This is a genomic window from Aquiflexum sp. (assembly GCF_041751335.1).
GTDB lineage: Bacteria > Bacteroidota > Bacteroidia > Cytophagales > Cyclobacteriaceae > Aquiflexum.
On sequence record NZ_JBGSXS010000148.1, the window covers coordinates 1 to 21,033 of the forward strand.

The window sequence follows — 21,033 nt, forward strand, 5'->3', positions numbered from 1 at the left end:
ATTATTCAGTGGGCTTGACTGATGATTGAAATAAATCATTCAGGAAATCAACAAAACCCTAATTGACAAGCTGTTAGAAAAAAAATAGTTTCAAAGGTTTCAAAAGCCCATACTGAACAAGGTGACAGATGGCCCATTAAACTCCAAGGAAGGCTGCTTGACTATCGGGACAAGACGATCACCGAAATTATACCTGTCCAAAGCATGCCTGGTCAAGTTCCTGGCACTTCTCCTATATTGACTGGAAGCTATACCTAAGCCTATATTGGTAAAGATCAAAGGTATCAATAGGTTGCTTGGGGTGGAGGACTGGAACTGAGGAGAAATAATATAAGCAATCACCACAATATCCACCGCCAAACTAGTCATATCTAAACCAAAACTGATTTTTTGTTGGTTCAGGGCTTTTCGATAATCTGCATAAACTTTTGGTTTTTCTTCCATCAGGGTTCTTATCCTCGCTTTATCCAATAGATTTGGACCATCATAGATATCAATTTTTTCTCCAAAGAAGTTTTGTCTGAAATCCATTTTCAGATAAACACTTCCCAATTGGTCCTGATTAACCAAATAATTGTGGTTTTCAATAAGGCCATTGATTTTTCTGACCCCTTGCCTGTTCATTTGCCTTCCGATCCCCGATGTGATTCCACCACCAATAGTCATAAAGAACCAATTTCTTACAATATCATTGTTCAGCCCGCTTCTGTTGTTATACACATAACCCAAGGCACCAAGTACTAGTGCTTGCCCACCAATTCCAAGAAAAGTACCTGAGATAGTCTTGGTATGGGTTTGCGCAAATAAATTGGCGTCACCCGGAATGATCTCCATATATGCCCTGACTTCCTTGGAACCGGCCTTAGTCCCTTCAATAAAATAAACTGGATTTCCAAAAAAGTTTTCCCTCAAACTGATGATCGGATAATCCTTGTATTTGCTTTCAGAGAAATATTCAAAGCTTGTGTCTTGGCCGTGCGATACTATTGAAAAAAAACATAAAAATAATACACTCAAGATTTTTCTGGATTTGAATAAAAATTGGGAATTGAAATGAAGAATACGGAAAGTCTTCAAAATGTTACTCCCAAAAAAAGATATACCAGTCTGATTATTTAACATACCAATAACAAATGATTAATATAACTTTTAACTAATATCAACTATAAATATAAAAAAATTAAAACCTTAATTAGAAACCCGACAAATTTAATTTTTCCCTAAATTAGGCCTATGGAAAATGAGGAAGAAAAAAACATGGTCAAAGAACCCTATTCCCGTTATGGGCTCTATTCCTATGCCGATTATCTAACTTGGGACATAGACCATATGGTGGAACTGATCAAAGGAAAAGTATTCAGACAGGCCGCAGCAGCACCTAGGAGGTTACATCAGGAAGTCTCCGGGAGAATATTTGCCAAATTGTTTATCCATTTGGAAAAAAAAGAATGCAAGGTCTACTCAGCCCCCTTCGATGTCCGCCTTCCTGCGAAATCCAAAAGGCATGAGGACATCCGAACCGTTGTACAGCCTGATATCTGTGTGGTATGCGATGCGGAAAAACTGGATGAATTGGGCTGTGTAGGTGCCCCTGACCTGATTATGGAAATTCTATCCCCAAGCAATAATAAAAAAGAGCTCCAGAACAAATATGAGGTATATGAGGAAAGTGGTGTCAGGGAATACTGGATTATCCATCCTTATGAAAAAACACTGTTGGTCTATACGCTTGCTGATGGAAAATATATTCCTTCCAAACTTTTCACTTTAGGTGATCATGTGGCTTCCGGATGTATAGAAGGATTTGTGTTGGATTTGGAGGAATTGTTTACAGGGCTTGATTGATAATGAATTCTTCTTACTATTTATTTGATCCGATTTAAAAACTCCTGCTGAATAAGGTGAACGAAGGCCCTGAAAACTCCATGGATGGTTGCCTGACTACAGGTACATAACGATTACCGAAATTATACCTGTCAAGTGCATGTCTAGTCAGGTTCCTTGCGCTTCTTTTAAATTGGTTGGATGCAATACCCAAGCCAAGACCGGTAAAAACAAATGGAATCAACAGGCTGTTTTGAGTGGAGGGTTGAGACCGGGGAGAAACTATATATGTAAGGGTCAATAGACTCACAACCAATCCGGTCAGGTCCAAGCCTAAAACAACTTTCTGTTTGTTCAATGCCTTTTTGTAATCTGCATACATTTCTGGCTTTTCTTCCATCAGTGTTCTTATCCTCGCTTTATCCAACAGGTTTGGACCATCATAGATATCTATTTTTTCTCCTATAAAATTTAATCTCACATCCATCCTGAGGTAAGGCCCGGTAATGTTCTCTCTTGCTACAAGATAATTATAGTTTTCAATCAATTTTGAATTTTTGCGCTTGGCATTTGTCACCATAGATGAACCTATTGTAGTTAATGTAACTCCTGACGCATTAGTAAAAAGCCAGGGACGTATATTTTGTGGGGTAAGTTCATTTGTAAATAAAAATACCCCTGTCCCTGTTATTACTGCAAGTGCGGCATAGCGCAAGGCTGAACCTACTGCCAGTTTTGTATTGTTGTTGCCAAACTCATTGGCATCACCCGGCATGATTTCCATAAATGCCCTAACTTCCTTAGGTCTTGATTTGACCCCATCAATTAAGTAGACAGGCTGGTTAAAGAAATTTTCTTTGAAAGTGATAATTGGATAGCCGGAATATTTCTGATCGGAGAAATATTCAAAACTTGTATCCTGGGCATTTAGATTGATGGGAGAATAGAAAAGAATAATCATCACAATCATAAGCCAAAAAACGCCAAATCCGATTTTCAGGAAATTGGCGAGAGCTTTTGAAAATGAAATTTTTGCAATTTTATTTAGTGGAAAATCCATGAATTTTTAATTATTGTTTCAATAAATCTTTATGATGAATTTAAAACCAATAGTTTAAAAGACCTAAGTTTCATATTCTCAAAGAAAGTAATTTTCTACAAAACCATTGTATCCCTATAAGCCAATGACAGCAGATTATCTTTTTGAAGGAGCTCAGAAGGAAGTCCTTTATTCGATATAACTCCATTTTCAAGTATATATACAAAATCAGATTGCAAAGCTGGACGGATTTTATGGGTAACCAATAACATCGGCATGATAGCCTTTAGTTTTTGGAGCAACTCCAACATCATGTTTTCTGTATTTCTATCCATGGCTCCGGTAAATTCATCCAATAACAGAATTTTGGGTTGGTGGTAGAGCGCTCTAGCCAGTGCCACAAGTTGTTTCTGTCCTCCCGATAGATTTATTCCTTCTTCGCCTACCAAAGTCATATACCCCTGTGGCATGGATTCAAAAAAATTACCCATACCTATTTCCTTACAAAACCCCATAACAGCATCCCCATGTGTATTGATGTCATCAAGACATATGTTTTCCAATAAAGTTCCATTAAAAATCTTTGTCTCCTGAGCAACGTAACCTATAGATCTTCTCCAATCACCTGTATTTAGGTCTCCCAATTTCAGGCTTCCATTGATAAAAATATTTCCCGAACCGGCATCGTAGAATTTCATCAAGATCTGAAGTAAGGTACTTTTCCCTCCACCACTTTCTCCCAACAGGGTAATAAGTTTTCCTTTTTCGATGGAAAGATTTATATCTTTCAACAAACTTTTTCTACCCGGAAATCTGAAATTAATGTTTTTTACATCAAGGGTATGAATATTCTCCGGAACAGGATGTACAGCATGTATAGATTCCGGTTTGGCCGACACAAACTCATACATCCGGTCAAAAGCTATTTTTGCCTCCTGAAGCTGAATATTGGCCATGGCGAGTTTGCCCACAGCCGGAATGATCATTCCGGAAAAACCAAGTATGGCCACCATTTCACCAATCTGAAGTTCGGTCAGTAAAACCAAATGGGAAGAATATGCCAATACCGAAACCATAAAAACAATTCCCAGTAAATTGGAAACCAAACCAAAGCTAATCCCAAGATTACCTAGCTTAAATACCTGTTCCTGAAAATATCCATAAATATTTCCATTTAGTTTTTCATAGTTAACTTCTTTGTTCAGTGCCTTTATGCTTCCAACCCCTTGTAAAGTATCGATGTAGTGGCTCTCAGTAAGGGAATAAGATTTCATCACAGATTGCTGATGGGAACTGATAGGCTTATGGAAATGATACACCAAGAAAAAATAAAATGGCAAGACCACTGATACCAAAAGACCAATCGGATTTGAATACAAATAAACTGCCATTAGAGTGACTATCACAAGCAAAACTTCCACTACTATTTCACTGACAAGAAAAGATACTGCCTGCTGGATCCTCCGCGTATCATTCATTCTGGCAACCATGTCTCCGGTTTTCCGGTTATCAAAAAAACTTTTCGGAAGTCGAAGTAAGCTACCATAAAATCCTGAAATCATCCGTAAGTTAAAATCCTTACTTTGCTTGACCAATAACCTCCCTCTTACATAGCTAATAAGCGACCTTCCCAGCAACAAAATACCCACCAAAACCATCCCTACTACCAGTTTTTCAGTCTGCCTTTCAGGTAGAATCTCGTCAATAAGCTTTTGGGAAAAAATGGAAGTCGTCAAACCCAATACGGTGACCATAATACCCAACACAATCGAGGCTCCAAATACAGGCATATCCTCATGGACCATATCAATGATCCATTTTTTCTTCTGTGAATTTTGTGTGCTTTTTAGCTCAAATGATTCATTAGGATAAAGTGAGAGCAATGCTTTTGACTTCCATAGCATGTCCAATTCTGCCAATTCCATAAAGACCAGTCCTTTATCAGGATCCAAAAAAATATACTTCCCATTCAGAAATCCATGGTAAATGACATAATGTTGCCTTTTTTCCTCCAAGACTACATGCAAAATCGCAGGTGAATTCAGAGATTTCAATTGTGTTGTTTCCGTAGCCTCCAAGGGTTCTGCCTGCAATCCTAAAACCCGGGCCGTTTGATAAAGTCCCAATAATGTAGTACCCTGTTTGTTGGTCCCGCTTGCTTCCCTTAAGCTCTCCAAACTACAATCTCCCCCAAAAAACCGGACAAGGGAAACCATACAGGCGACTCCACAATCAGATTGATCCTGTTGCTTTACATATGACTTTCGGATTGCCTTCAGATCAACCATTTTCTATTCAATTAATTCCAATAATTTTTCAGCCTTAACCGCTCCTTTGAATGTTGCCAAATGCTTCCTGTCCTTACCGTAAACAATTGTGCCTGGAATAGATTGAAAACCGAAAATATTGGAAAACTCCAAGGAGACATCCTGCAAAAAAACTACCTGAGGTATATTCCAGAGACTAAATTCTCTGGCAAATTCCATCATATCTTTTTTCTCTTCTGAGGATACAAAAACCAATGTGCTTCCTCGAAAACTGTCAATATTTTTAGCTATCTGCATAGCCTCATACCGGCAGAAATCACATGTGGAATTAACATGGAAAATAAAAACCATTTTCCCTTGAGGCAAATCTCTATCACTATAATATTCATCACTTGAAATGGATTGGAATTGAAAAGGCGGTAAAACGGATATTCGGTCCAAGGTTTCATTCTTTTCCTCAATTTTCCCAATAATCATAATACCCATAATGGAAACAAAAATGAAAGGGACTATTACCAAAATAAATTTAACCTGTTTCTTCATGGGCTAATATTCAATATTAAATAAGTCACAAAAACAACCCAGCATGCCATTAAGGAACCATAAGAAAAAAAAGTGGTTTTAAGGGACTTTGAAAAACCCAAGTCGAGATTGTCGGATATCAAAAAGGCCAATACCAATATGTATACTATTTCATAAAGATTAATAGATTTCAGAAAATAATTCAGGTAATCTATACCAATTTCCTGACCAAGCAAACCATATAGCGATACCGGTGAAAAATGTTGGATAAACGCAAGGGTAAGGTCAGGTTTTGCTATAAAAACAAGCAAATTTACCGCCTTCTCTATCACAAAAATAAGCTCGGCAATACAAACAGAACTGAAGATAATTGCCAAAGATTTGGTTCCTTCTATGGAATTAACGAAAAACAAACCTGTATATATTATAAGGCTAATTGCTGTGGTCTTTATTATAAGTTGTATGAAAATAAATATAGTTGGAAACAAATATTTATACTTCCAGTTTAAATTTTCTTTGTTTTTATTTATAATATCTAATACCTCATCATCATAAGAAGCATAAAATAAAGATTCATAATCGATATTGAACCTTAAAAAATAAAATATTGTAAATTTCAGCAAAATCAGAATTAAAAATGTTTTCACAGCTATTATTTTCTAATTTGGATGATTAAAATAATCGGGTTTTAAATCAAACTGCTTAATTCCTAATAAGAATATATTTAATGTCCTCTTTCTCAAGAATTAAAGTATCATTTACTATTAAATATTCATATATCAAATTTGAACCTGAAGCCGGATGGCCAGTTTCTATTGATAATATCAGTTTGTTTGATACAGTCCGCCAATTCATATCTGGGACAAATTGAGTAATACCAAGTTTTTTCATTTCAGAAAGTGTTCTAATATCTGAAACAACTCTACCATCTTCAAGGTATGTCCTCTTATATCCTTGTTTTACTTCTTTACTATTAAATTTTACATTTTTTTTATAGGCTTCAACTGTTTTCCAAGTACCAACTAAATTCCAATCTTTATCATTTGTATTTTTAAATAGGGCAAATAAATCCAAATCAAGTTTTTTCGAAATTTTTTTTAATTGATATTGCTTTTCACCTAAAATTGAAGTCAAAACCATATATTTTCCATTTAATTCTATTGAAGTTGGTGTTTCTTCTATTATCAAACCTTCATGATCTTGAAATTGAATTATACCATCTTCAATAAACCCAAAAAATGGAGTTTTATCAATACCATTGAAAGAATAGGATCCAAATACAAGATTTGATTCTACTTTTAGTATGATACAAATTTTCTTATTTAGGAAATTCCCAAAATAAACCCCACTCTCATCATTTGGCGTGAATCCAAATAAAATATTGTAAAATACAAATATATTAATCAATAATTTCATATCTATTTTAAATATAAAATAAGAGTGGGGATTTCAAATCATTGGTAAGATGTAGTACAATGAACAAGGGCAGCAAAGGATGCCGCCCAATAAAGGAAATTTTCCTCAGAGGGATCATTTTGGAAGGCATCCCACATTTGATCATGGATTACTGCGAAACCAAAACAAACAGTTCCTCCACTCAAATTCTCCATTTTTTCAATACTTAAAGTTTTCATGATTTTTGTTTGTAAAAAGTGAATAATAATTAAAAGACAATTGAACTTAAGGATTGGGAATCAATAATCCAAATCCTTAACTTGCTGATCATCAATAACTCATATGAATTTGTACTATTTCAATAGTAATAAGCAGAACAATATTCTAATTACTTCGTTTTCACCCCCCCCATTCAAACGAATAATTATGTAAATTAAAAAATAACAGAACAATCAATCTTATTTAAATTATTTTAAAAATATTTATAGTACAATTTAAATGGATATTGGATTTTAGAACCTTATTTGGTCTTTTATTACTATTACTTGGTTAATCCAAAAATCATTTTCATTAACTTAGATATATGGAAGAGGATGAAGAAAAAAACATGGTTAAAGAACCCTATTCCCATTACGGATTGTATACCTATGCCGATTACCTGACTTGGGAAATAGACCATATGGTCGAACTGATCAAAGGAAAGGTTTTTAAACAGGCTGCAGCTGCACCAAGAAGGATCCATCAGGAGCTCTCTGGGAGAATATTTGCCAAATTGTTTATCCATTTGGAAAAATAAAGAATACAAGGTTTATTCAGCCCCCTTTGATGTCCGCCTTCCTGCGAAATCCAAAAAGCATGAAGACATTACCACTGTAGTGCAGCCGGATATCTGTGTAGTCTGTGATCCGGAAAAACTGGATGAATTGGGCTATGTTGGTGCCTCTGACCTGATTATGGAAATCCTCTCCCCAAGCAACAATAAAAAAGAACTCCAAAACAAATATGAGGTATATGAGGAAAGTGGTGTCAGGGAATATTGGATTATCCATCCTTATGAAAAAACGCTTTTGGTCTATACACTGTCCGACGGAAAATATATTCCTTCCAAACTTTTTACTTTGGGGGACCATGTGGAATCTGGGTGTATAGATGGATTTGTGTTGGATTTGGATGAGTTGTTTGAGGGACTGGATGGGGTTTAATACTTTTTTGGCTATTAAATAATTCAAAAACAATAAATCAGTATATTGAGAAATTAAATAATATGAGTTTTCAAAATCTCTTGAATGATTTAAATCGTTATTTATCCTATGAATGACATATTAGAAAAATATAATCAGTTGTCACCAGACTATCAGAAACAAGTGAATGATTTCCTTGACTTCATATTGGATAAATCCAAAGATGATAAATCCTTTGAAATGAAAAATTGGAAAAATAAAATTTTGAATATTTCAACTTGGACAGATGAAGACATTAAGTCATTTGATGAAGTACAACAACATTTTAATCAATGGAAAGTTAAAGAATGGTAATTGATACTGGAATATTTATTGATTTTTTGCGGGCAAAAGACAAATCCAAAACCCAGCTATATGACTTGTCAAATGAAACCAAGATTTTTATCAGTTCCGTCACATTATATGAGCTTTACATTGGAGCAACAAGTCCTCAAAAATGGCTAGATGTAAAAATGCTTACGGAAGATATTCCGGTCCTATCTTTTACAAAATCCATTTCAGAAAAATCAGCAATGATTTATCAGCAATTATAGAAAGAAAATAAATTGATCGAGTTTAGGGATATTTTTATCGCTGCAACTGCAATGATGAACGATTTGCCAGTCTTGACGAAAAATAAAAAACACTTTTCAAGAATAAAAGGCTTAATGCTTAAGTAATATCTTTTCGAGGGAATTGGTTGTGATTGGAATGAAAAATTAATTTCTGTTAAATTTTTACCTGACAACATCAATTTAAGAAAATATTGATTTACTTTGTATTTCAAAGTACTTTTAAAATGAAAAATGCTGAAAAAGAATTAGCCGAGATCAAATCCATGATGGAGCGGAGTACCCGCTTTCTGTCATTGAGCGGGCTGTCCGGAGTATTGGCCGGAATCTATGCCCTTATAGGTGCCACCATTGCTTATTTATGGATTTATTTCCCGAATCCACCTTATGGATTTCGTACCACCTTTATTGATGATTCCGTTGTTTTCCCCAAACTCATTGTATTGGCTTTAATCATTTTATCGCTGTCTGTAGGAAGTGCATACCTACTTAGTCAAAAGAAAAGTAAACGCATCGCCACCAAGCTTTGGAATCCGGCAGGAAAGCGATTCTTACAGGCCCTGTTCATTCCGGTATTGGTCGGAGGGATTTTTTGTTTGGCCTTAGTACTTAGGGGTTATCTGATTGTGGTCGCACCTGCCACATTGATTTTCTACGGCTTAGCTTTGGTCAATGCCTCCCAATTCACACTGGGTGACATCAAATATTTGGGATATGGCCAACTGATTCTAGGGATTATCTCTGCTTTCTTTCCAGGTTATGGATTGATCACTTGGGCGCTTGGTTTTGGTGTGTTACATGTGATTTATGGATCGATGATGTATTATAAATACGACCGATAACGTGAAGGGGAATTACGACAAAGCGTTTGAAAATGTCATCCGGCTGCGGATTATGTCCATTCTGATGGTCAATGAGCAGTTCGATTTTAACTCATTCAAAGAGCTGTTGGAAGTTACGGACGGCAACCTTGCCTCTCACTTAAAAAATCTTGAAAATTCATCATATATCATGGTAGAAAAATCATTTCAAGGCAGAAAGCCATTGACCAATTATTCGGCTACAAATGCTGGCAAAGAGGCTTTCAAATCACACCTGGAGTTTCTGGAAAATCTAATCAAGGAAAATAAACCTTAAAAAAATTTAAATACTTACTTTGAAATACAAAGTACTTTCAATTAATCAAAATACTAGAAAACAAACAAAACTATGAATCCTTCATCTTCAATCCATCCATTGTCCATCAAAGAATTGCTTATTCCTGCCGCCCTCGGTGCTAGCCTTCCTTTGGCTTGCCTGCTGTTCTTGATCCTAACCAAAGAGGATATCTTCGAATCCTGGATGTATTTCCCGCTCACCATTATTCCAATCGGTGGAGCATTTGCTGGAGCGTTTTTCTACCTGATGGGTTTCCACTGGTTTCCTGCTGGAAACAGGAAGCTTATAGCCATCATTTTCAGCACCATACTATACTTCGGGGCGATTTGGATCAGTGCGGTAATGGCTTTCGCAGTCACAGGACATTGGGATTGATCACCAGCAATAAAACATCAACCCTAACTTCTTTTTCAAAAAATTGAAATTCAAAGGTAAATGACACTACTCAGTATTTCCTCAACTTTGGAGGGGTATTATATCAAAATCAAGCAAAATCGATGGCATTGGATATTTTCCATCCTTTGCAGATTTCTATTGGCCTATGCATTCATTGTAGCAGGCATGGTAAAAATCCTAGGGGAAAGATTTGCAAGTGGATTGTCGGAATTACATCCCATGGGAGCCTATCTGGAAGCATTGCATCACACGGGATTTTATTACACGTTTATCGGAGTCGCCCAAGTTATAGCAGGGGTATTTTTATTAATTCCCGGCACTGTGCTCTTAGGCGCTTTATTGTACTTACCTATTATTGTTAATATTTGGATTCTTTCCTTTGCAGTTCGATTTGAAGGTTCTATTGTGAGCTCACCTTTGATGGTTTTGGCCAATCTTTACATCCTAGCTTGGCATTTTGATAAATTGAAATACATCTTTCCATTTAGCCGCTTTTCCAAAAAAGTAACCTTGCCTAAACCAAATAAATATGAATACAAATTCCCCTTTCTGTTTTTTATCGGGGTGATTTCTATTATGGGTTTTACCGTTTGGTTTGCAAATTATGGATATCAAGTGATGCCCAGAAATTCCTTGGAAGATTGTAAATCCCAATTTATTAATACCGATTATGAGCAAGTGGGAATAGAGATTTGCGAATGTATTCATGTCTCAGGCAAACCCCTAAACGAATGTTTGGAAAATCTTGAAAAAAGTAAGCTATAAAACGACTATGAAGAATGGCTTTTTAATAAAATAACCTAAATCCAACTACCTTAAACTTACAAGAACATGCATGAAGAAATCATTACCCATATCGAAGATCCGGCATACCTGGAAACTCTTTACAGAAAAAATAAATCTGACTTCAAAAAGTCTTTTGACCGGGTTTATCCAGAAGTCCAGGGCAATAAGCTAGCTGAATTTTGGCAAGAAAGACTAAGCTACGAATCCGATTCCATCTTTTGGGGAACCAAGAATGAACTATGGTTAGTAGCACTGCTCTCCCTTATTGCTGGAATATTCATCAAATTTCCCGCAATCTTCTCCATTGATGAGGAATTCTTTTATCCAAGGAATACCAGCATCATTGCCCTCACTGCTTTAACAGCCTATTTTGTCAAAAATAACAAATTACCTGCTAACAAAATTTTCATGATTGCCGCTGTTGTTTTGATCAGTTTAGTGTTCATCAATTCACTTCCAAATAACCCCGAAAGCAACACTTTGATTTTGGCCTGCATCCATTTGCCACTGGTGCTATGGGGAATGTTTGGATTTTCATTTTTGGGCAATGAACCTCGAAATTATCTGAAAAGACTTGAATTCCTTAGGTTCAATGGGGATTTGGCGGTCATGTCAGGGCTTTTGCTGATCGCAGGTGGATTGATGACCGGCATTACTTTGGGATTATTTGAATTGATAGGATTAAAGATTGAAGAATTTTATTTTCAATATATCGTGATTTTCGGGCTGCCCATGGTCCCTGTTGTTGCTGCTTTTCTAACCCAAAATAATCCTCAATTGGTAAATAAAGTCTCTCCTGTCATTGCCAAACTGTTCAGTCCTTTGGTTTTAGTGATGCTTGTTGTGTATTTATCTGCCATTGTCATCTCTGGAAAGGACCCATATAACGACCGGGAATTTCTTTTGATTTTCAATCTGCTATTGATTGGTGTAATGGCATTGATCTTTTTTTCTGTTGCAGAAAGTGCTAACAGGAATAAAAATCAATTCGGAACTTGGATTCTTCTATTCTTGGCTGTGGTTACTACAGTGGTAAATCTAATCGCACTCTCAGCAATTATCTACCGTATTTCGGAATGGGGAATTTCCCCTAACAGGATAGCTGTTCTTGGTGCCAATGCATTGATGCTAATCCATCTGCTGATTGTTGCAAAAAATCTAACGAAAACGGTCTTGCACAAAAGTGAAATATCAACGGTTGGAAAATCAATCGTCCAATATATTCCGATTTACATGGTTTGGGCTATTTTGATGGTTTTTATACTTCCTCTTATTTTTGGATTTCAATAAAAAAAGCCAGAAAACCTACCAATAGGAAGGTCTTCTGGCTTTTTACCTTCAGGTTGACTAAACATCATTTATTATTTCTCAAAAACAATTCCTTCCGGGTTGGCCCCAAGTTCTTCCAAACTTAGACTGATTGCCTTGACCATACCTTCCGGTCCACAAACATAAAACTCCTGTGAAAAATCGGTTACATTTTCTTTAAGAAAATTCTTGTCTATCCGACCATATTTATGGCCCACCTTCACTTCTTGATCCAAAACTGAAATAAAATCCTTCCCTAATAAATCACTGAAATAGGATTCAAGGATTACATCTTTGCCTGTTTTGTTGGCGAAAAACAAACGGTTTCCTTTTATTTCACCTTTGGATTGGAGCGATCTGATTATGGATATAAATGGAGTGATACCTGCACCACCTGCTATAAATGTACCTTTACCTTTATATTGAATAGCTCCCCAAGCATCATCAATCAATAACTCATCTCCAATGGAAAGGGTCTCCAATTTCTTAGTGACCCCATCGTGGTCCCGATAAGATTTGATCACAAATTCCAAATGCTCCTCTTCTGGTAAAGAGGTAAATGTAAATGGTCGTTTTTCTTCTTTCCAACCTTCTTGGTTGATCGCCACCTCGGTAGCCTGTCCGGGTAAAAAATCATAATCAGCAGGCTTATTGGTTTTGAACAGTTTCACATCGTGGGTAATCCTTTGAATATTCAAAATTTCAACTATATCTGACATGTTTTTATCTTTTGGTTCTATTATAGTAAACGTCTCACTGAGATATTGTTTGATTTTATTTCCACCAGACAATATTCTAAGACTCTTTCATTTTCTTTTACTTTCCATGGGGCATATTAGTTTTAATGTCACCAAACATATCAAGGGTTAATTGGGACATGATAGAAATTTCATCGGGGAAGGTTATCGTTCAATGATACCAGGCATCCAGCTTTATGGTCAGTGTGCATTGGATGAGTTTGTCTTTGAGGACTTTTTGGTATCAACAGCAAGAACTCCATTATACAAACATAACACTATTCAAAATTGGTCAAAAATTCCAAGGCATTCAAATGCCTGATACCTTCCCAATCCCCTGTCCCAAAAGGATCGTTCCAAGTCACTACATATTTCGGATAATTATCTTCAATTAACACCAGATTTCCCAATTCCCTTTGTTTGGTGCATTCCTCCACCATCGACAGAGTCACTTGAAAATACATTTTTACTCCTTCTTTCTCAGCTACAAAATCAACCTCTTTATCTCCCAATTTACCAACAAAAACAGAATACCCTTTCCTTTTTAGGTGTAAATAGACAAGGTTTTCCAAAAGTTTATGTAAATCCCTCGCAGGATTAAATGACCTAATAGCATTCTGTAATCCCAAATCTTCGTAATAATATTTTTCTCTTACTTCGGAAATTTTCAGTCCCCCTATCTCAGACCTCGGAACTTTATGAACTATATAAGCATTGGTAAGGGCATATAAATAGTTGATGATTCCAGGGACTGAAATATTAATTTTTTGAGATTTTAAATATTTATGGATATTCATTTTACTTTACTTTTTTTAGCTTTACAGCGATTTAGCTTCACCCCGTATGAAAAAAGAATTGGTTTTCGCTTTTTCCTTATTGCTACTTTTTGGCTCGCAATCATATGGGCAAGGTGCCTATGTCCCTTACAATCGGGATTATTACCATATGATAGAAAGATATGAGATCAAAAACGGTAAAAACAATGAGAGTTTCCAGACAGGTTTCAAACCCTTTAGAAGGGATCATTTAGCTGGATTCTTGGATTCATTGGATTATGTTCCTTCACAAGAGGCGTTGGTACATTTTTCCCATGCAGACCAATTTAATTTCGATTATCTGAGAAAGGACAATTGGGAATTTGTCAGCTGGGAAACAGCAGATTCCAAAAATCCGATATTCAAAAAGCTCTACAGAAAACCCTCAGACTTTTTACACTATCGAGATGAAGTTTTTGATGTTCATCTCAACCCTGTACTTTACCTATCTGCAGGATTTGAACCGGGACAGGAAAATATGCGGTTCAGAAATTCGAGAGGTGTGGAACTTAGGGGAAGCATTGATAGAAAAGTGGCATTTTACTCCTACTTCACCACAACACAGACTATTTTCCCTTCTTGGGTTAAAGAATATACCGAGCTTAACGGGGCAGTTCCGGGAGAAGGATTTTGGAAAAGATACGATGGTGAGGGCTATGGTTATTTCTCAGCCATGGGGCATATCAGCTTTAATGTCACCAAACATATTGAGGCCCAATTGGGGCATGATAGAAATTTCATCGGGGAAGGTTACCGATCTATGATCTTATCTGATTTTTCCAACCCGTATGCTTTTGTCAAGATCAACACCAAAATCTGGCGGTTCCAACTGACCAACCTATGGGCTCAGCAAACTGCTGACATCATCCTTGATGGTCAGGGAAGACCAACAGATGGACGGTATCCACAAAAATGGTTTTCGCTATACCGATTGGGTACCAATATTGGAAAAAACTTCAATTTGGGCTTATTCCAATCGGTGATGAAAAACCAGTTTGATTGGAATTACCTGAATCCCATTATTTTCTACAGATGGGTGGAACATCAATTGGGCACGCCGGATAAGGTGATGATGGGCACAGATTTCAAATGGAATTTTACTCCTGGCATGCAGCTATACGGGCAGTTTGCTTTGGATGAATTTGTCTTTGGGGAATTTTTTGGAATCGATGGGAAAAACTCCATCAGGAACAAACATGCCATTCAAACCGGATACAAATACATAGAAGTCTTTGGCGCAAGGAACTTGGACCTTCAATTGGAATACAATCAGGTAAGACCTTATACCTTCCAGGAAAAATTCGATTTACAATCCTACACCAATTACCGGACCCCACTGACACATCCATTGGGTGCCAACTTCAGGGAAGTGATCGGGATACTCAGATATCAGCCTGAATTCTTGCCAAGACTGTTTGGGACATTTACAGGGCTATATCAGTTTTATGGGGATGATCCTTCCCCTGATGTAAATTATGGCAAAAATCTCCTTAAAAACAGAACCAATCCTAACACAGGAATCGGTCTTTTCGGCAATGTAATCGGTCAGGGAATAGAAAACAGGGTAGCCATGGCCAATCTCAACCTCAGCTACATGATCAAGCAGAATGTTTTTTTGGATTTCAGCCAAAGTTACAGAAGAAGAACCGCACAGGATTTATCAGCTCCGGAATCCACAACTTTCACCCAGTTTTCTTTGAGGATGAATATGGTGAGGAATGATTTTAATTATTGAGAGCACAATCCGCCGCGGCGGACGAGTTGAACAATGTACCAAGTACCAAGTACCAAGATAAGCGGAATTAGACCTTATTCGGATTTGAAACTTGAATTGAGTTATATTCCTTAACTTGCGCGAAAATCAGAAAATAGAGCATGAATACCTATCTCAGGATTTTATCATACGCCAGGCCCTACCGTCGATATTTTCCAATTTATGTGATTTACACCCTTTTAGCAATCATTTTTGGATTGCTGAACTTCACCCTTTTAAAGCCCCTTTTTGATGTCATCTTTGAACAGGTCGAACCTGCTGATTTGACTAAATTCCTGGAAAAACCTGATTTTTCATTTTCCATTGATTATTTCCTCCACTTATTCAACTATTATTTTTTACATATCTCTGATACCTATGGCAAGTTTGGAACGCTGCTTTATGTCTGTCTCATAATCGTATTATCAGTGTTCCTCGCCAATCTTTTCACATACCTTTCTGGGGTAGTTTTGGCGAAAGTTAGGGCAGAAGTGATCAAAAAAATGAGATTGAATATCTTTGAACAGGTCACCAAGATGCACATTGGCTATTTCTCCAACGAAAGAAAAGGCGACCTGATGTCCAAAATGACCAATGACATTCAGGAAGTGGAAAACAGCATTGTGCAGTCCCTTCGTGTGGTTTTCAAAGAACCCGCTACCATCATCCTATATTTTGCAGTACTGTTTTTTATGTCTGTCAAGCTGACCCTTTTCACCATTATTTTGATCCCGGTCTCGGGTGCAATTATTGGTGGAATTACCAGAAGATTAAAGAAAAACGCCATCGAAAGCCAGGAATCATTGGGCAGGATCGTCAATATTCTTGATGAGACTATTGGAGGGATGCGGGTCATCAAAGCATTTGGAGCACAAAAATACATCAGGGATAAATTTGATTCAGAAACTGACTTTTATTCTGATGTGAATATTTCCATGGCCCGGAAAAATGAACTGGCCTCACCTATTTCACAGTTTTTGGGTGTCACTGTGGTGGCCGGAATATTGGTTTATGGAGGGAGTCTGGTTTTGAGCAACAATTCTGATTTAGGCGCTTCGGATTTTATCACATATATCATCATCTTCACCCAAGTTTTAAATCCCGCGAAAGAAATCTCAAGAGCAGCAAGCAGTATTCAAAGAGGTTTGGCTTCAGCAGAAAGAATATTTGAGGTAGTGGACACACAGACCAGGATTCAAAATATTGATAACCCTACGGAAATAGATGGATTTCATGAGGGGATTGTTTTTGACCAAGTGTCGTTCAGCTATGAAAAAGATCAAATACTGAAAGAAATCAGTTTCAAACTCGAAAAAGGTAAAACCATTGCATTAGTCGGACCATCAGGAGGTGGTAAGTCTACCTTGGCGGATTTGGTTCCTCGTTTCTATGACCCTTCAGTAGGATCCATCACCTTAGATGGAAGAGAATTAAGGTCAATAGAAATCGAAAGTTTGAGAAAACAGATGGGTATAGTCACCCAAGAATCCATCTTATTCAATGATACTGTATTCAACAATATTGCCTTTGGTCTTGAGGGAATTTCAGAAGAAAAGGTCATCGAAGCGGCCACAATTGCCAATGCTCATGAATTTATAGTACAATTGGAAAAGGGGTATCAAACCTCAATTGGAGAAAGGGGATCCAAACTATCAGGTGGACAGCGTCAAAGGCTGAGTATTGCAAGGGCGGTGTTGAAAAATCCCCCAATCCTAATCCTGGATGAAGCAACTTCAGCTTTGGACTCCGAATCTGAAAAATTGGTGCAGGAAGCACTGACCAACCTAATGAACAACAGAACCACCCTAGTTATCGCCCATAGACTAAGCACTATCCAACATGCAGACGAAATTCTCGTTATCAAGAAAGGACAAATTGTACAACGAGGAACCCATCAGAAGTTGATGGAAGTAGAAGGACTTTACAGGAAACTTTCCACAATGCAGTCTGTTTAGTATATTAGACAAAAATATTAAGACATACACCTATGAGACAAATCAATAAAATCATGCACCTTACCGTAGCGCTTTTTTTTGCTGTAAGTTTGGTTTTTTTTCTGTCATTCAACAGCCTCAAAGGGCTTTTTGGAATTGATGAACTGAATACAGGAACGATAGTTTCTTTCTTATTGGTGGGAACAGTCCTTTTCCTTATTGCTTGGGGAACAGGGAAAATAGTTAGGAATGGGTTGGAAGGTGAAATCTCATTAAAAGAAAATGAAAAAAAGGAACTGAAAGCAAAACTTTACGATCTGGAACAGGGAGTCAAACTCAAAAATATTGAAAGAAAAATTGATCAAGTGGAAGATGACAAAGACCCTTCTGTTATCAAACCCCGACAAAATTTTAAATAAGCCAATTATATTTTGGCTAAATTCAGTATCTTCGGAAACCGCTTAGGTTTCCTTTTTTTATACCCAAAATTTTAAAACATGGTAGCAAAAACTTTTGGCAGTGCGGTTTCAGGTGTAGATGCCAAGCTAATTACGATTGAGGTCAATGTCGGTCAAGGCACAAGTTTTTATATGGTAGGCCTACCGGATAGTGCTGTAAAAGAAAGTCAGCAAAGAGTAGAATCTGCACTTAAATATTACGGTTACCGCATGCCAAGACAAAAAGTCGTGGTAAATCTCGCTCCTGCTGATATCAGAAAAGAGGGTTCATCTTATGATTTGCCCATCGCTTTGGGAATATTGAAAGGTTCCGAACAGGTCCTATTTCCAGAATTGGAAAATTACATCATCATGGGAGAACTTTCCCTTGATGGTAATCTCAGGCCTGTTAAGGGGGCATTGCCCATAGCTATTGAGGCAAGAAAAAACGGCTTCAAAGGATTTATACTTCCTGAGGAAAATGCTTCTGAGGCTTCAATTGTGAATAATATTGATATCATAGGAGTCAGTACATTGGAAGACGCCATTCGCTTTCTTGAAGGGGAATTGGATATTCCTCCTTTGATTACAGATACAAGGGATATTTTCTATAGTTCTCTGGAGCAGTTTGAATTTGATTTTGCAGATGTGCAGGGTCAGGAAAATATCAAAAGGGCCATGGAAATAGCTGCTGCCGGTGGGCACAATGTCATCATGATAGGTCCTCCTGGTGCAGGTAAAACCATGTTGGCCAAACGACTGCCTTCAATCCTTCCTCCATTATCATTACAGGAGGCATTGGAAACAACCAAAATCCATTCGGTAGCAGGTAAGTTGGGAAAAAATGCCTCCTTGGTTGCCCAAAGACCATTTAGATCACCCCACCATACCATCAGTGATGTGGCTTTGGTCGGTGGGGGCGGGAATCCCCAACCAGGAGAAATCTCTCTTTCTCATAATGGCGTGCTCTTCTTAGATGAACTTCCGGAATTCAAACGAACTGTTTTGGAAGTGATGCGGCAACCTTTGGAAGAAAGAAAAGTGACCATTTCCAGGGCAAAAGTCTCTGTGGATTATCCTGCCAATTTTATGCTGATAGCGAGTATGAACCCTTGCCCATGCGGTTATTATAACCATCCGGAGAAGGAATGTGTATGTGGTCCGGGTATTGTACAGCGTTATTTGAACAAAATAAGTGGGCCCTTATTGGACAGGATTGACCTTCATGTAGAAGTGACACCGGTTAAATTTGAAGAGATGACTTCCACCAGAAAATCTGAATCCAGTAAATCTATTCGGGAGCGGGTGATTATAGGTAGGGAAGTTCAGATTGAAAGATTTAAGAGTCAGCCTGACATCTTTTGCAATGCCATGATGCCTTCCCATATGGTAAAGGAAATCTGTCAGATCAATGAAGCCGGAAAAGCATTGTTGAAAACCGCAATGGAAAGATTGGGACTGTCTGCTAGGGCTTATGACCGTATCCTGAAAGTTTCCAGAACTATAGCAGATTTGACCCAAAGTGAGGGAATCAAAGTAGAGCATCTTGCAGAGGCAATACAGTACAGGAGTCTGGATAGAGAAGGTTGGGCAGGTTAGTTTAAACCAACAATTACTCCATTAATCAAATAGTGTTGTTAAAACTTTCATAATTAAATATCTTTAATTACTTTCGGAGAAATACGAATAAGTTGCTTTTTTGGTCACCCTTTTTAAGCTTACCCTTAATAAAAGTTTAAAGGCTGTTTCTGGACAGCCTTTATTTATCTAAAGCCTGATCTAAATCCTCCAATAAGTCGTCCAAATGCTCTAGTCCTACTGAAACTCGAAGCAGGTTCTGAGGGGTTTTTGTATCTGAACCTTCCACAGCCGCTCTTCTTTCAATCAGACTTTCTACCCCGCCCAAACTTGTTGCATTGGTAAAATATTCCAAATGTGAAATCACCCTATCAGCATCATCTGCCGTTCCTGATACTTCAAAAGACAACATTCCTCCAAAACCGGACATCTGGGCAGCCGCAGTCAGGTGATTGGGATGGGAAATCAGCCCAGGGTAATATACCTTATCCACTTTGGGATGTTGCTGCAAAAAAGTCGCTAAGATTGCAGCATGTTCAGCATGTCCTTTCATGCGATAAGGCAGCGTCTTAATACTTCTGGTAAGCATGTAGCAATCAAATGGGGAAGGCACTGCACCTCCGACTTGTTGCACCATTTTAATTTTTTCCCAAATACCCTCTTTGGATTTTGTAATTAAAGCACCTCCCAATATGTCACTGTGACCCCCAAGATATTTTGTCGTGCTGTGCATCACTATATCAGCGCCCAACAACAAAGGATTTTGGTAAACCGGGGTGGCAAAGGTATTGTCACAGGCTACTTTGATCTTTTTATCATTCGCTATTTCACAAATTCTTCTGATATCTGAAACCTGCAACAATGGATTGGAGGGGGTCTCTACCCAAATCAGGTTTGTTTTCGAAGTAATGGCATCCTCCACATTTTGAACATTGGTCATGTCCACAAATGTCACTTCAAGTATTCCCTTGAAAACATTGACGAGCAAACTCCTCAACCCATGGTACATGTCATCCGGAGCTACGATATGGCTACCTGGTTCCAAAGATTGAAAAACCGCCATTCCAGCAGCATTCCCAGAAGAGAAGGCCGCTGCCGCCTCTCCGTGTTCCAATCTTGCCAAGACCTGCTCCAATGCCAAACGGTTGGGATTATTAGCCCTTGAATAAATCGGTGATCCTTCTACATGTTCGAAAGTTGTAGAAAGTGTGATGGGTTGGACAGCAGGTCTATTTTTGTCTTCAATGATAGTACCTGCATGGATGGCAATCGTCTCTAATTTCATGGTTGGG

General features: G+C 37.7%; 22 protein-coding genes and 1 pseudogene. 13 read left to right on the forward strand and 10 right to left on the reverse strand.

Annotation, left to right across the window (positions count from 1 at the left end; translation table 11 throughout):
• Positions 1–99: 99 nt before the first annotated feature.
• Complete coding sequence (locus ACEW8U_RS07965; RefSeq protein ID WP_373521509.1) at positions 100–1,017, reverse strand: hypothetical protein; 918 nt, start codon at positions 1,015–1,017, stop codon at positions 100–102.
• A 216-nt stretch (positions 1,018–1,233) separates the two neighbouring features.
• On the opposite strand from ACEW8U_RS07965, the gene ACEW8U_RS07970 reads away from it, so the two are divergent.
• A complete protein-coding gene (locus ACEW8U_RS07970) occupies positions 1,234–1,845 on the forward strand; it encodes a Uma2 family endonuclease (protein WP_373521510.1) in 612 nt (203 codons plus the stop codon).
• Between the two features lie 34 nt (positions 1,846–1,879).
• On the opposite strand, the gene ACEW8U_RS07975 is transcribed toward ACEW8U_RS07970, so the two are convergent.
• From ACEW8U_RS07975 to ACEW8U_RS08000, 6 genes are all read right to left on the reverse strand, one after another.
• The gene (locus ACEW8U_RS07975; protein ID WP_373521511.1) at positions 1,880–2,884 is read right to left on the reverse strand and encodes a hypothetical protein; all 1,005 of its coding nucleotides are present in this window, start codon (positions 2,882–2,884) and stop codon (positions 1,880–1,882) included.
• A 95-nt stretch (positions 2,885–2,979) separates the two neighbouring features.
• The gene (locus ACEW8U_RS07980) at positions 2,980–5,151 is read right to left on the reverse strand and encodes a peptidase domain-containing ABC transporter (RefSeq protein WP_373521512.1); all 2,172 of its coding nucleotides are present in this window, start codon (positions 5,149–5,151) and stop codon (positions 2,980–2,982) included.
• A gap of 3 nt (positions 5,152–5,154) precedes the next feature.
• Positions 5,155–5,673, reverse strand: coding sequence for a peroxiredoxin family protein (locus ACEW8U_RS07985; protein WP_373521513.1), 519 nt, complete (start codon positions 5,671–5,673; stop codon positions 5,155–5,157).
• Positions 5,670–6,299, reverse strand: coding sequence for a hypothetical protein (locus tag ACEW8U_RS07990; RefSeq protein WP_373521514.1), 630 nt, complete (start codon positions 6,297–6,299; stop codon positions 5,670–5,672). Before ACEW8U_RS07990 ends, ACEW8U_RS07985 begins: the two co-directional genes overlap by 4 nt.
• Positions 6,300–6,354: 55 nt before the next feature.
• Positions 6,355–7,068 carry a hypothetical protein gene (locus ACEW8U_RS07995; protein WP_373521515.1) on the reverse strand — a complete coding sequence of 238 codons (714 nt, stop codon included), beginning with the start codon at positions 7,066–7,068 and terminating at the stop codon, positions 6,355–6,357.
• A gap of 38 nt (positions 7,069–7,106) precedes the next feature.
• On the reverse strand, positions 7,107–7,286 hold the full coding sequence (locus ACEW8U_RS08000; protein WP_373521516.1) for a hypothetical protein: 180 nt from the start codon (positions 7,284–7,286) through the stop codon (positions 7,107–7,109).
• Positions 7,287–7,630: 344 nt separating this feature from the next.
• Here ACEW8U_RS08000 and ACEW8U_RS08005 point away from each other — a divergent pair.
• The 8 genes and pseudogenes from ACEW8U_RS08005 (at position 7,631) to ACEW8U_RS08040 (ending at position 12,469) form a co-directional block, all read left to right on the forward strand.
• Positions 7,631–8,249: pseudogene (locus tag ACEW8U_RS08005) on the forward strand (Uma2 family endonuclease).
• 108 nt (positions 8,250–8,357) lie between these two features.
• Entirely contained in the window at positions 8,358–8,582 is a 225-nt protein-coding gene (locus ACEW8U_RS08010; protein WP_373521517.1) for a hypothetical protein, read from the forward strand.
• A complete protein-coding gene (locus tag ACEW8U_RS08015; protein WP_373521518.1) occupies positions 8,576–8,821 on the forward strand; it encodes a type II toxin-antitoxin system VapC family toxin in 246 nt (81 codons plus the stop codon). Before ACEW8U_RS08010 ends, ACEW8U_RS08015 begins: the two co-directional genes overlap by 7 nt.
• A gap of 245 nt (positions 8,822–9,066) precedes the next feature.
• The gene (locus ACEW8U_RS08020) at positions 9,067–9,681 is read left to right on the forward strand and encodes a hypothetical protein (protein WP_373521519.1); all 615 of its coding nucleotides are present in this window, start codon (positions 9,067–9,069) and stop codon (positions 9,679–9,681) included.
• A gap of 1 nt (position 9,682) precedes the next feature.
• Complete coding sequence (locus ACEW8U_RS08025) at positions 9,683–9,976, forward strand: winged helix-turn-helix domain-containing protein (protein ID WP_373521520.1); 294 nt, start codon at positions 9,683–9,685, stop codon at positions 9,974–9,976.
• 72 nt (positions 9,977–10,048) lie between these two features.
• A complete protein-coding gene (locus ACEW8U_RS08030) occupies positions 10,049–10,372 on the forward strand; it encodes a hypothetical protein (protein ID WP_373521521.1) in 324 nt (107 codons plus the stop codon).
• Positions 10,373–10,432: 60 nt separating this feature from the next.
• Positions 10,433–11,158: a DoxX family protein gene (locus ACEW8U_RS08035; RefSeq protein ID WP_373521522.1), complete on the forward strand. Its 726-nt coding sequence runs from the start codon at positions 10,433–10,435 to the stop codon at positions 11,156–11,158.
• Positions 11,159–11,224: 66 nt separating this feature from the next.
• Entirely contained in the window at positions 11,225–12,469 is a 1,245-nt protein-coding gene (locus ACEW8U_RS08040) for a hypothetical protein (protein ID WP_373521523.1), read from the forward strand.
• Positions 12,470–12,540: 71 nt separating this feature from the next.
• On the opposite strand, the gene ACEW8U_RS08045 is transcribed toward ACEW8U_RS08040, so the two are convergent.
• The gene (locus ACEW8U_RS08045; protein WP_373521524.1) at positions 12,541–13,206 is read right to left on the reverse strand and encodes an FAD-binding oxidoreductase; all 666 of its coding nucleotides are present in this window, start codon (positions 13,204–13,206) and stop codon (positions 12,541–12,543) included.
• 296 nt (positions 13,207–13,502) lie between these two features.
• Positions 13,503–14,021 carry a DUF4143 domain-containing protein gene (locus ACEW8U_RS08050; protein ID WP_373521525.1) on the reverse strand — a complete coding sequence of 173 codons (519 nt, stop codon included), beginning with the start codon at positions 14,019–14,021 and terminating at the stop codon, positions 13,503–13,505.
• Between the two features lie 46 nt (positions 14,022–14,067).
• Here ACEW8U_RS08050 and ACEW8U_RS08055 point away from each other — a divergent pair, with 46 nt between their 5' ends.
• From ACEW8U_RS08055 to ACEW8U_RS08070, 4 genes are all read left to right on the forward strand, one after another.
• Positions 14,068–15,774, forward strand: a complete 1,707-nt coding sequence (locus ACEW8U_RS08055) for a hypothetical protein (protein ID WP_373521526.1) — start codon at positions 14,068–14,070, stop codon at positions 15,772–15,774.
• A gap of 140 nt (positions 15,775–15,914) precedes the next feature.
• On the forward strand, positions 15,915–17,747 hold the full coding sequence (locus ACEW8U_RS08060; RefSeq protein ID WP_373521527.1) for an ABC transporter ATP-binding protein: 1,833 nt from the start codon (positions 15,915–15,917) through the stop codon (positions 17,745–17,747).
• A 32-nt stretch (positions 17,748–17,779) separates the two neighbouring features.
• Positions 17,780–18,145, forward strand: a complete 366-nt coding sequence (locus ACEW8U_RS08065; RefSeq protein ID WP_373521528.1) for a hypothetical protein — start codon at positions 17,780–17,782, stop codon at positions 18,143–18,145.
• 78 nt (positions 18,146–18,223) lie between these two features.
• Positions 18,224–19,762 (forward strand): YifB family Mg chelatase-like AAA ATPase, encoded by a 1,539-nt coding sequence (locus ACEW8U_RS08070; RefSeq protein ID WP_373521529.1) that lies wholly within the window; start codon positions 18,224–18,226, stop codon positions 19,760–19,762.
• Positions 19,763–19,922: 160 nt separating this feature from the next.
• On the opposite strand, the gene ACEW8U_RS08075 is transcribed toward ACEW8U_RS08070, so the two are convergent.
• Positions 19,923–21,026, reverse strand: a complete 1,104-nt coding sequence (locus ACEW8U_RS08075; RefSeq protein WP_373521530.1) for a PLP-dependent aspartate aminotransferase family protein — start codon at positions 21,024–21,026, stop codon at positions 19,923–19,925.
• Positions 21,027–21,033 lie beyond the last annotated feature (7 nt).

What these genes read in the sequence shown, in the direction of transcription:
- ACEW8U_RS08010 (WP_373521517.1), top strand. Translation starts at nt 8,358, where the DNA reads ATGAATGACATATTAGAAAAATATAATCAGTTGTCACCAGACTATCAG.
- ACEW8U_RS08020 (WP_373521519.1), top strand. Translation starts at nt 9,067, where the DNA reads ATGAAAAATGCTGAAAAAGAATTAGCCGAGATCAAATCCATGATGGAG.
- ACEW8U_RS08050 (WP_373521525.1), bottom strand. Translation starts at nt 14,021, where the DNA reads ATGAATATCCATAAATATTTAAAATCTCAAAAAATTAATATTTCAGTC.
- ACEW8U_RS07995 (WP_373521515.1), bottom strand. Translation starts at nt 7,068, where the DNA reads ATGAAATTATTGATTAATATATTTGTATTTTACAATATTTTATTTGGA.
- ACEW8U_RS08015 (WP_373521518.1), top strand. Translation starts at nt 8,576, where the DNA reads ATGGTAATTGATACTGGAATATTTATTGATTTTTTGCGGGCAAAAGAC.
- ACEW8U_RS08075 (WP_373521530.1), bottom strand. Translation starts at nt 21,026, where the DNA reads ATGAAATTAGAGACGATTGCCATCCATGCAGGTACTATCATTGAAGAC.
- ACEW8U_RS07970 (WP_373521510.1), top strand. Translation starts at nt 1,234, where the DNA reads ATGGAAAATGAGGAAGAAAAAAACATGGTCAAAGAACCCTATTCCCGT.
- ACEW8U_RS08065 (WP_373521528.1), top strand. Translation starts at nt 17,780, where the DNA reads ATGAGACAAATCAATAAAATCATGCACCTTACCGTAGCGCTTTTTTTT.
- ACEW8U_RS08060 (WP_373521527.1), top strand. Translation starts at nt 15,915, where the DNA reads ATGAATACCTATCTCAGGATTTTATCATACGCCAGGCCCTACCGTCGA.
- ACEW8U_RS08030 (WP_373521521.1), top strand. Translation starts at nt 10,049, where the DNA reads ATGAATCCTTCATCTTCAATCCATCCATTGTCCATCAAAGAATTGCTT.
- ACEW8U_RS08035 (WP_373521522.1), top strand. Translation starts at nt 10,433, where the DNA reads ATGACACTACTCAGTATTTCCTCAACTTTGGAGGGGTATTATATCAAA.
- ACEW8U_RS08070 (WP_373521529.1), top strand. Translation starts at nt 18,224, where the DNA reads ATGGTAGCAAAAACTTTTGGCAGTGCGGTTTCAGGTGTAGATGCCAAG.
- ACEW8U_RS07975 (WP_373521511.1), bottom strand. Translation starts at nt 2,884, where the DNA reads ATGGATTTTCCACTAAATAAAATTGCAAAAATTTCATTTTCAAAAGCT.
- ACEW8U_RS08000 (WP_373521516.1), bottom strand. Translation starts at nt 7,286, where the DNA reads ATGAAAACTTTAAGTATTGAAAAAATGGAGAATTTGAGTGGAGGAACT.
- ACEW8U_RS07980 (WP_373521512.1), bottom strand. Translation starts at nt 5,151, where the DNA reads ATGGTTGATCTGAAGGCAATCCGAAAGTCATATGTAAAGCAACAGGAT.
- ACEW8U_RS07985 (WP_373521513.1), bottom strand. Translation starts at nt 5,673, where the DNA reads ATGAAGAAACAGGTTAAATTTATTTTGGTAATAGTCCCTTTCATTTTT.
- ACEW8U_RS08055 (WP_373521526.1), top strand. Translation starts at nt 14,068, where the DNA reads ATGAAAAAAGAATTGGTTTTCGCTTTTTCCTTATTGCTACTTTTTGGC.
- ACEW8U_RS08045 (WP_373521524.1), bottom strand. Translation starts at nt 13,206, where the DNA reads ATGTCAGATATAGTTGAAATTTTGAATATTCAAAGGATTACCCACGAT.
- ACEW8U_RS08040 (WP_373521523.1), top strand. Translation starts at nt 11,225, where the DNA reads ATGCATGAAGAAATCATTACCCATATCGAAGATCCGGCATACCTGGAA.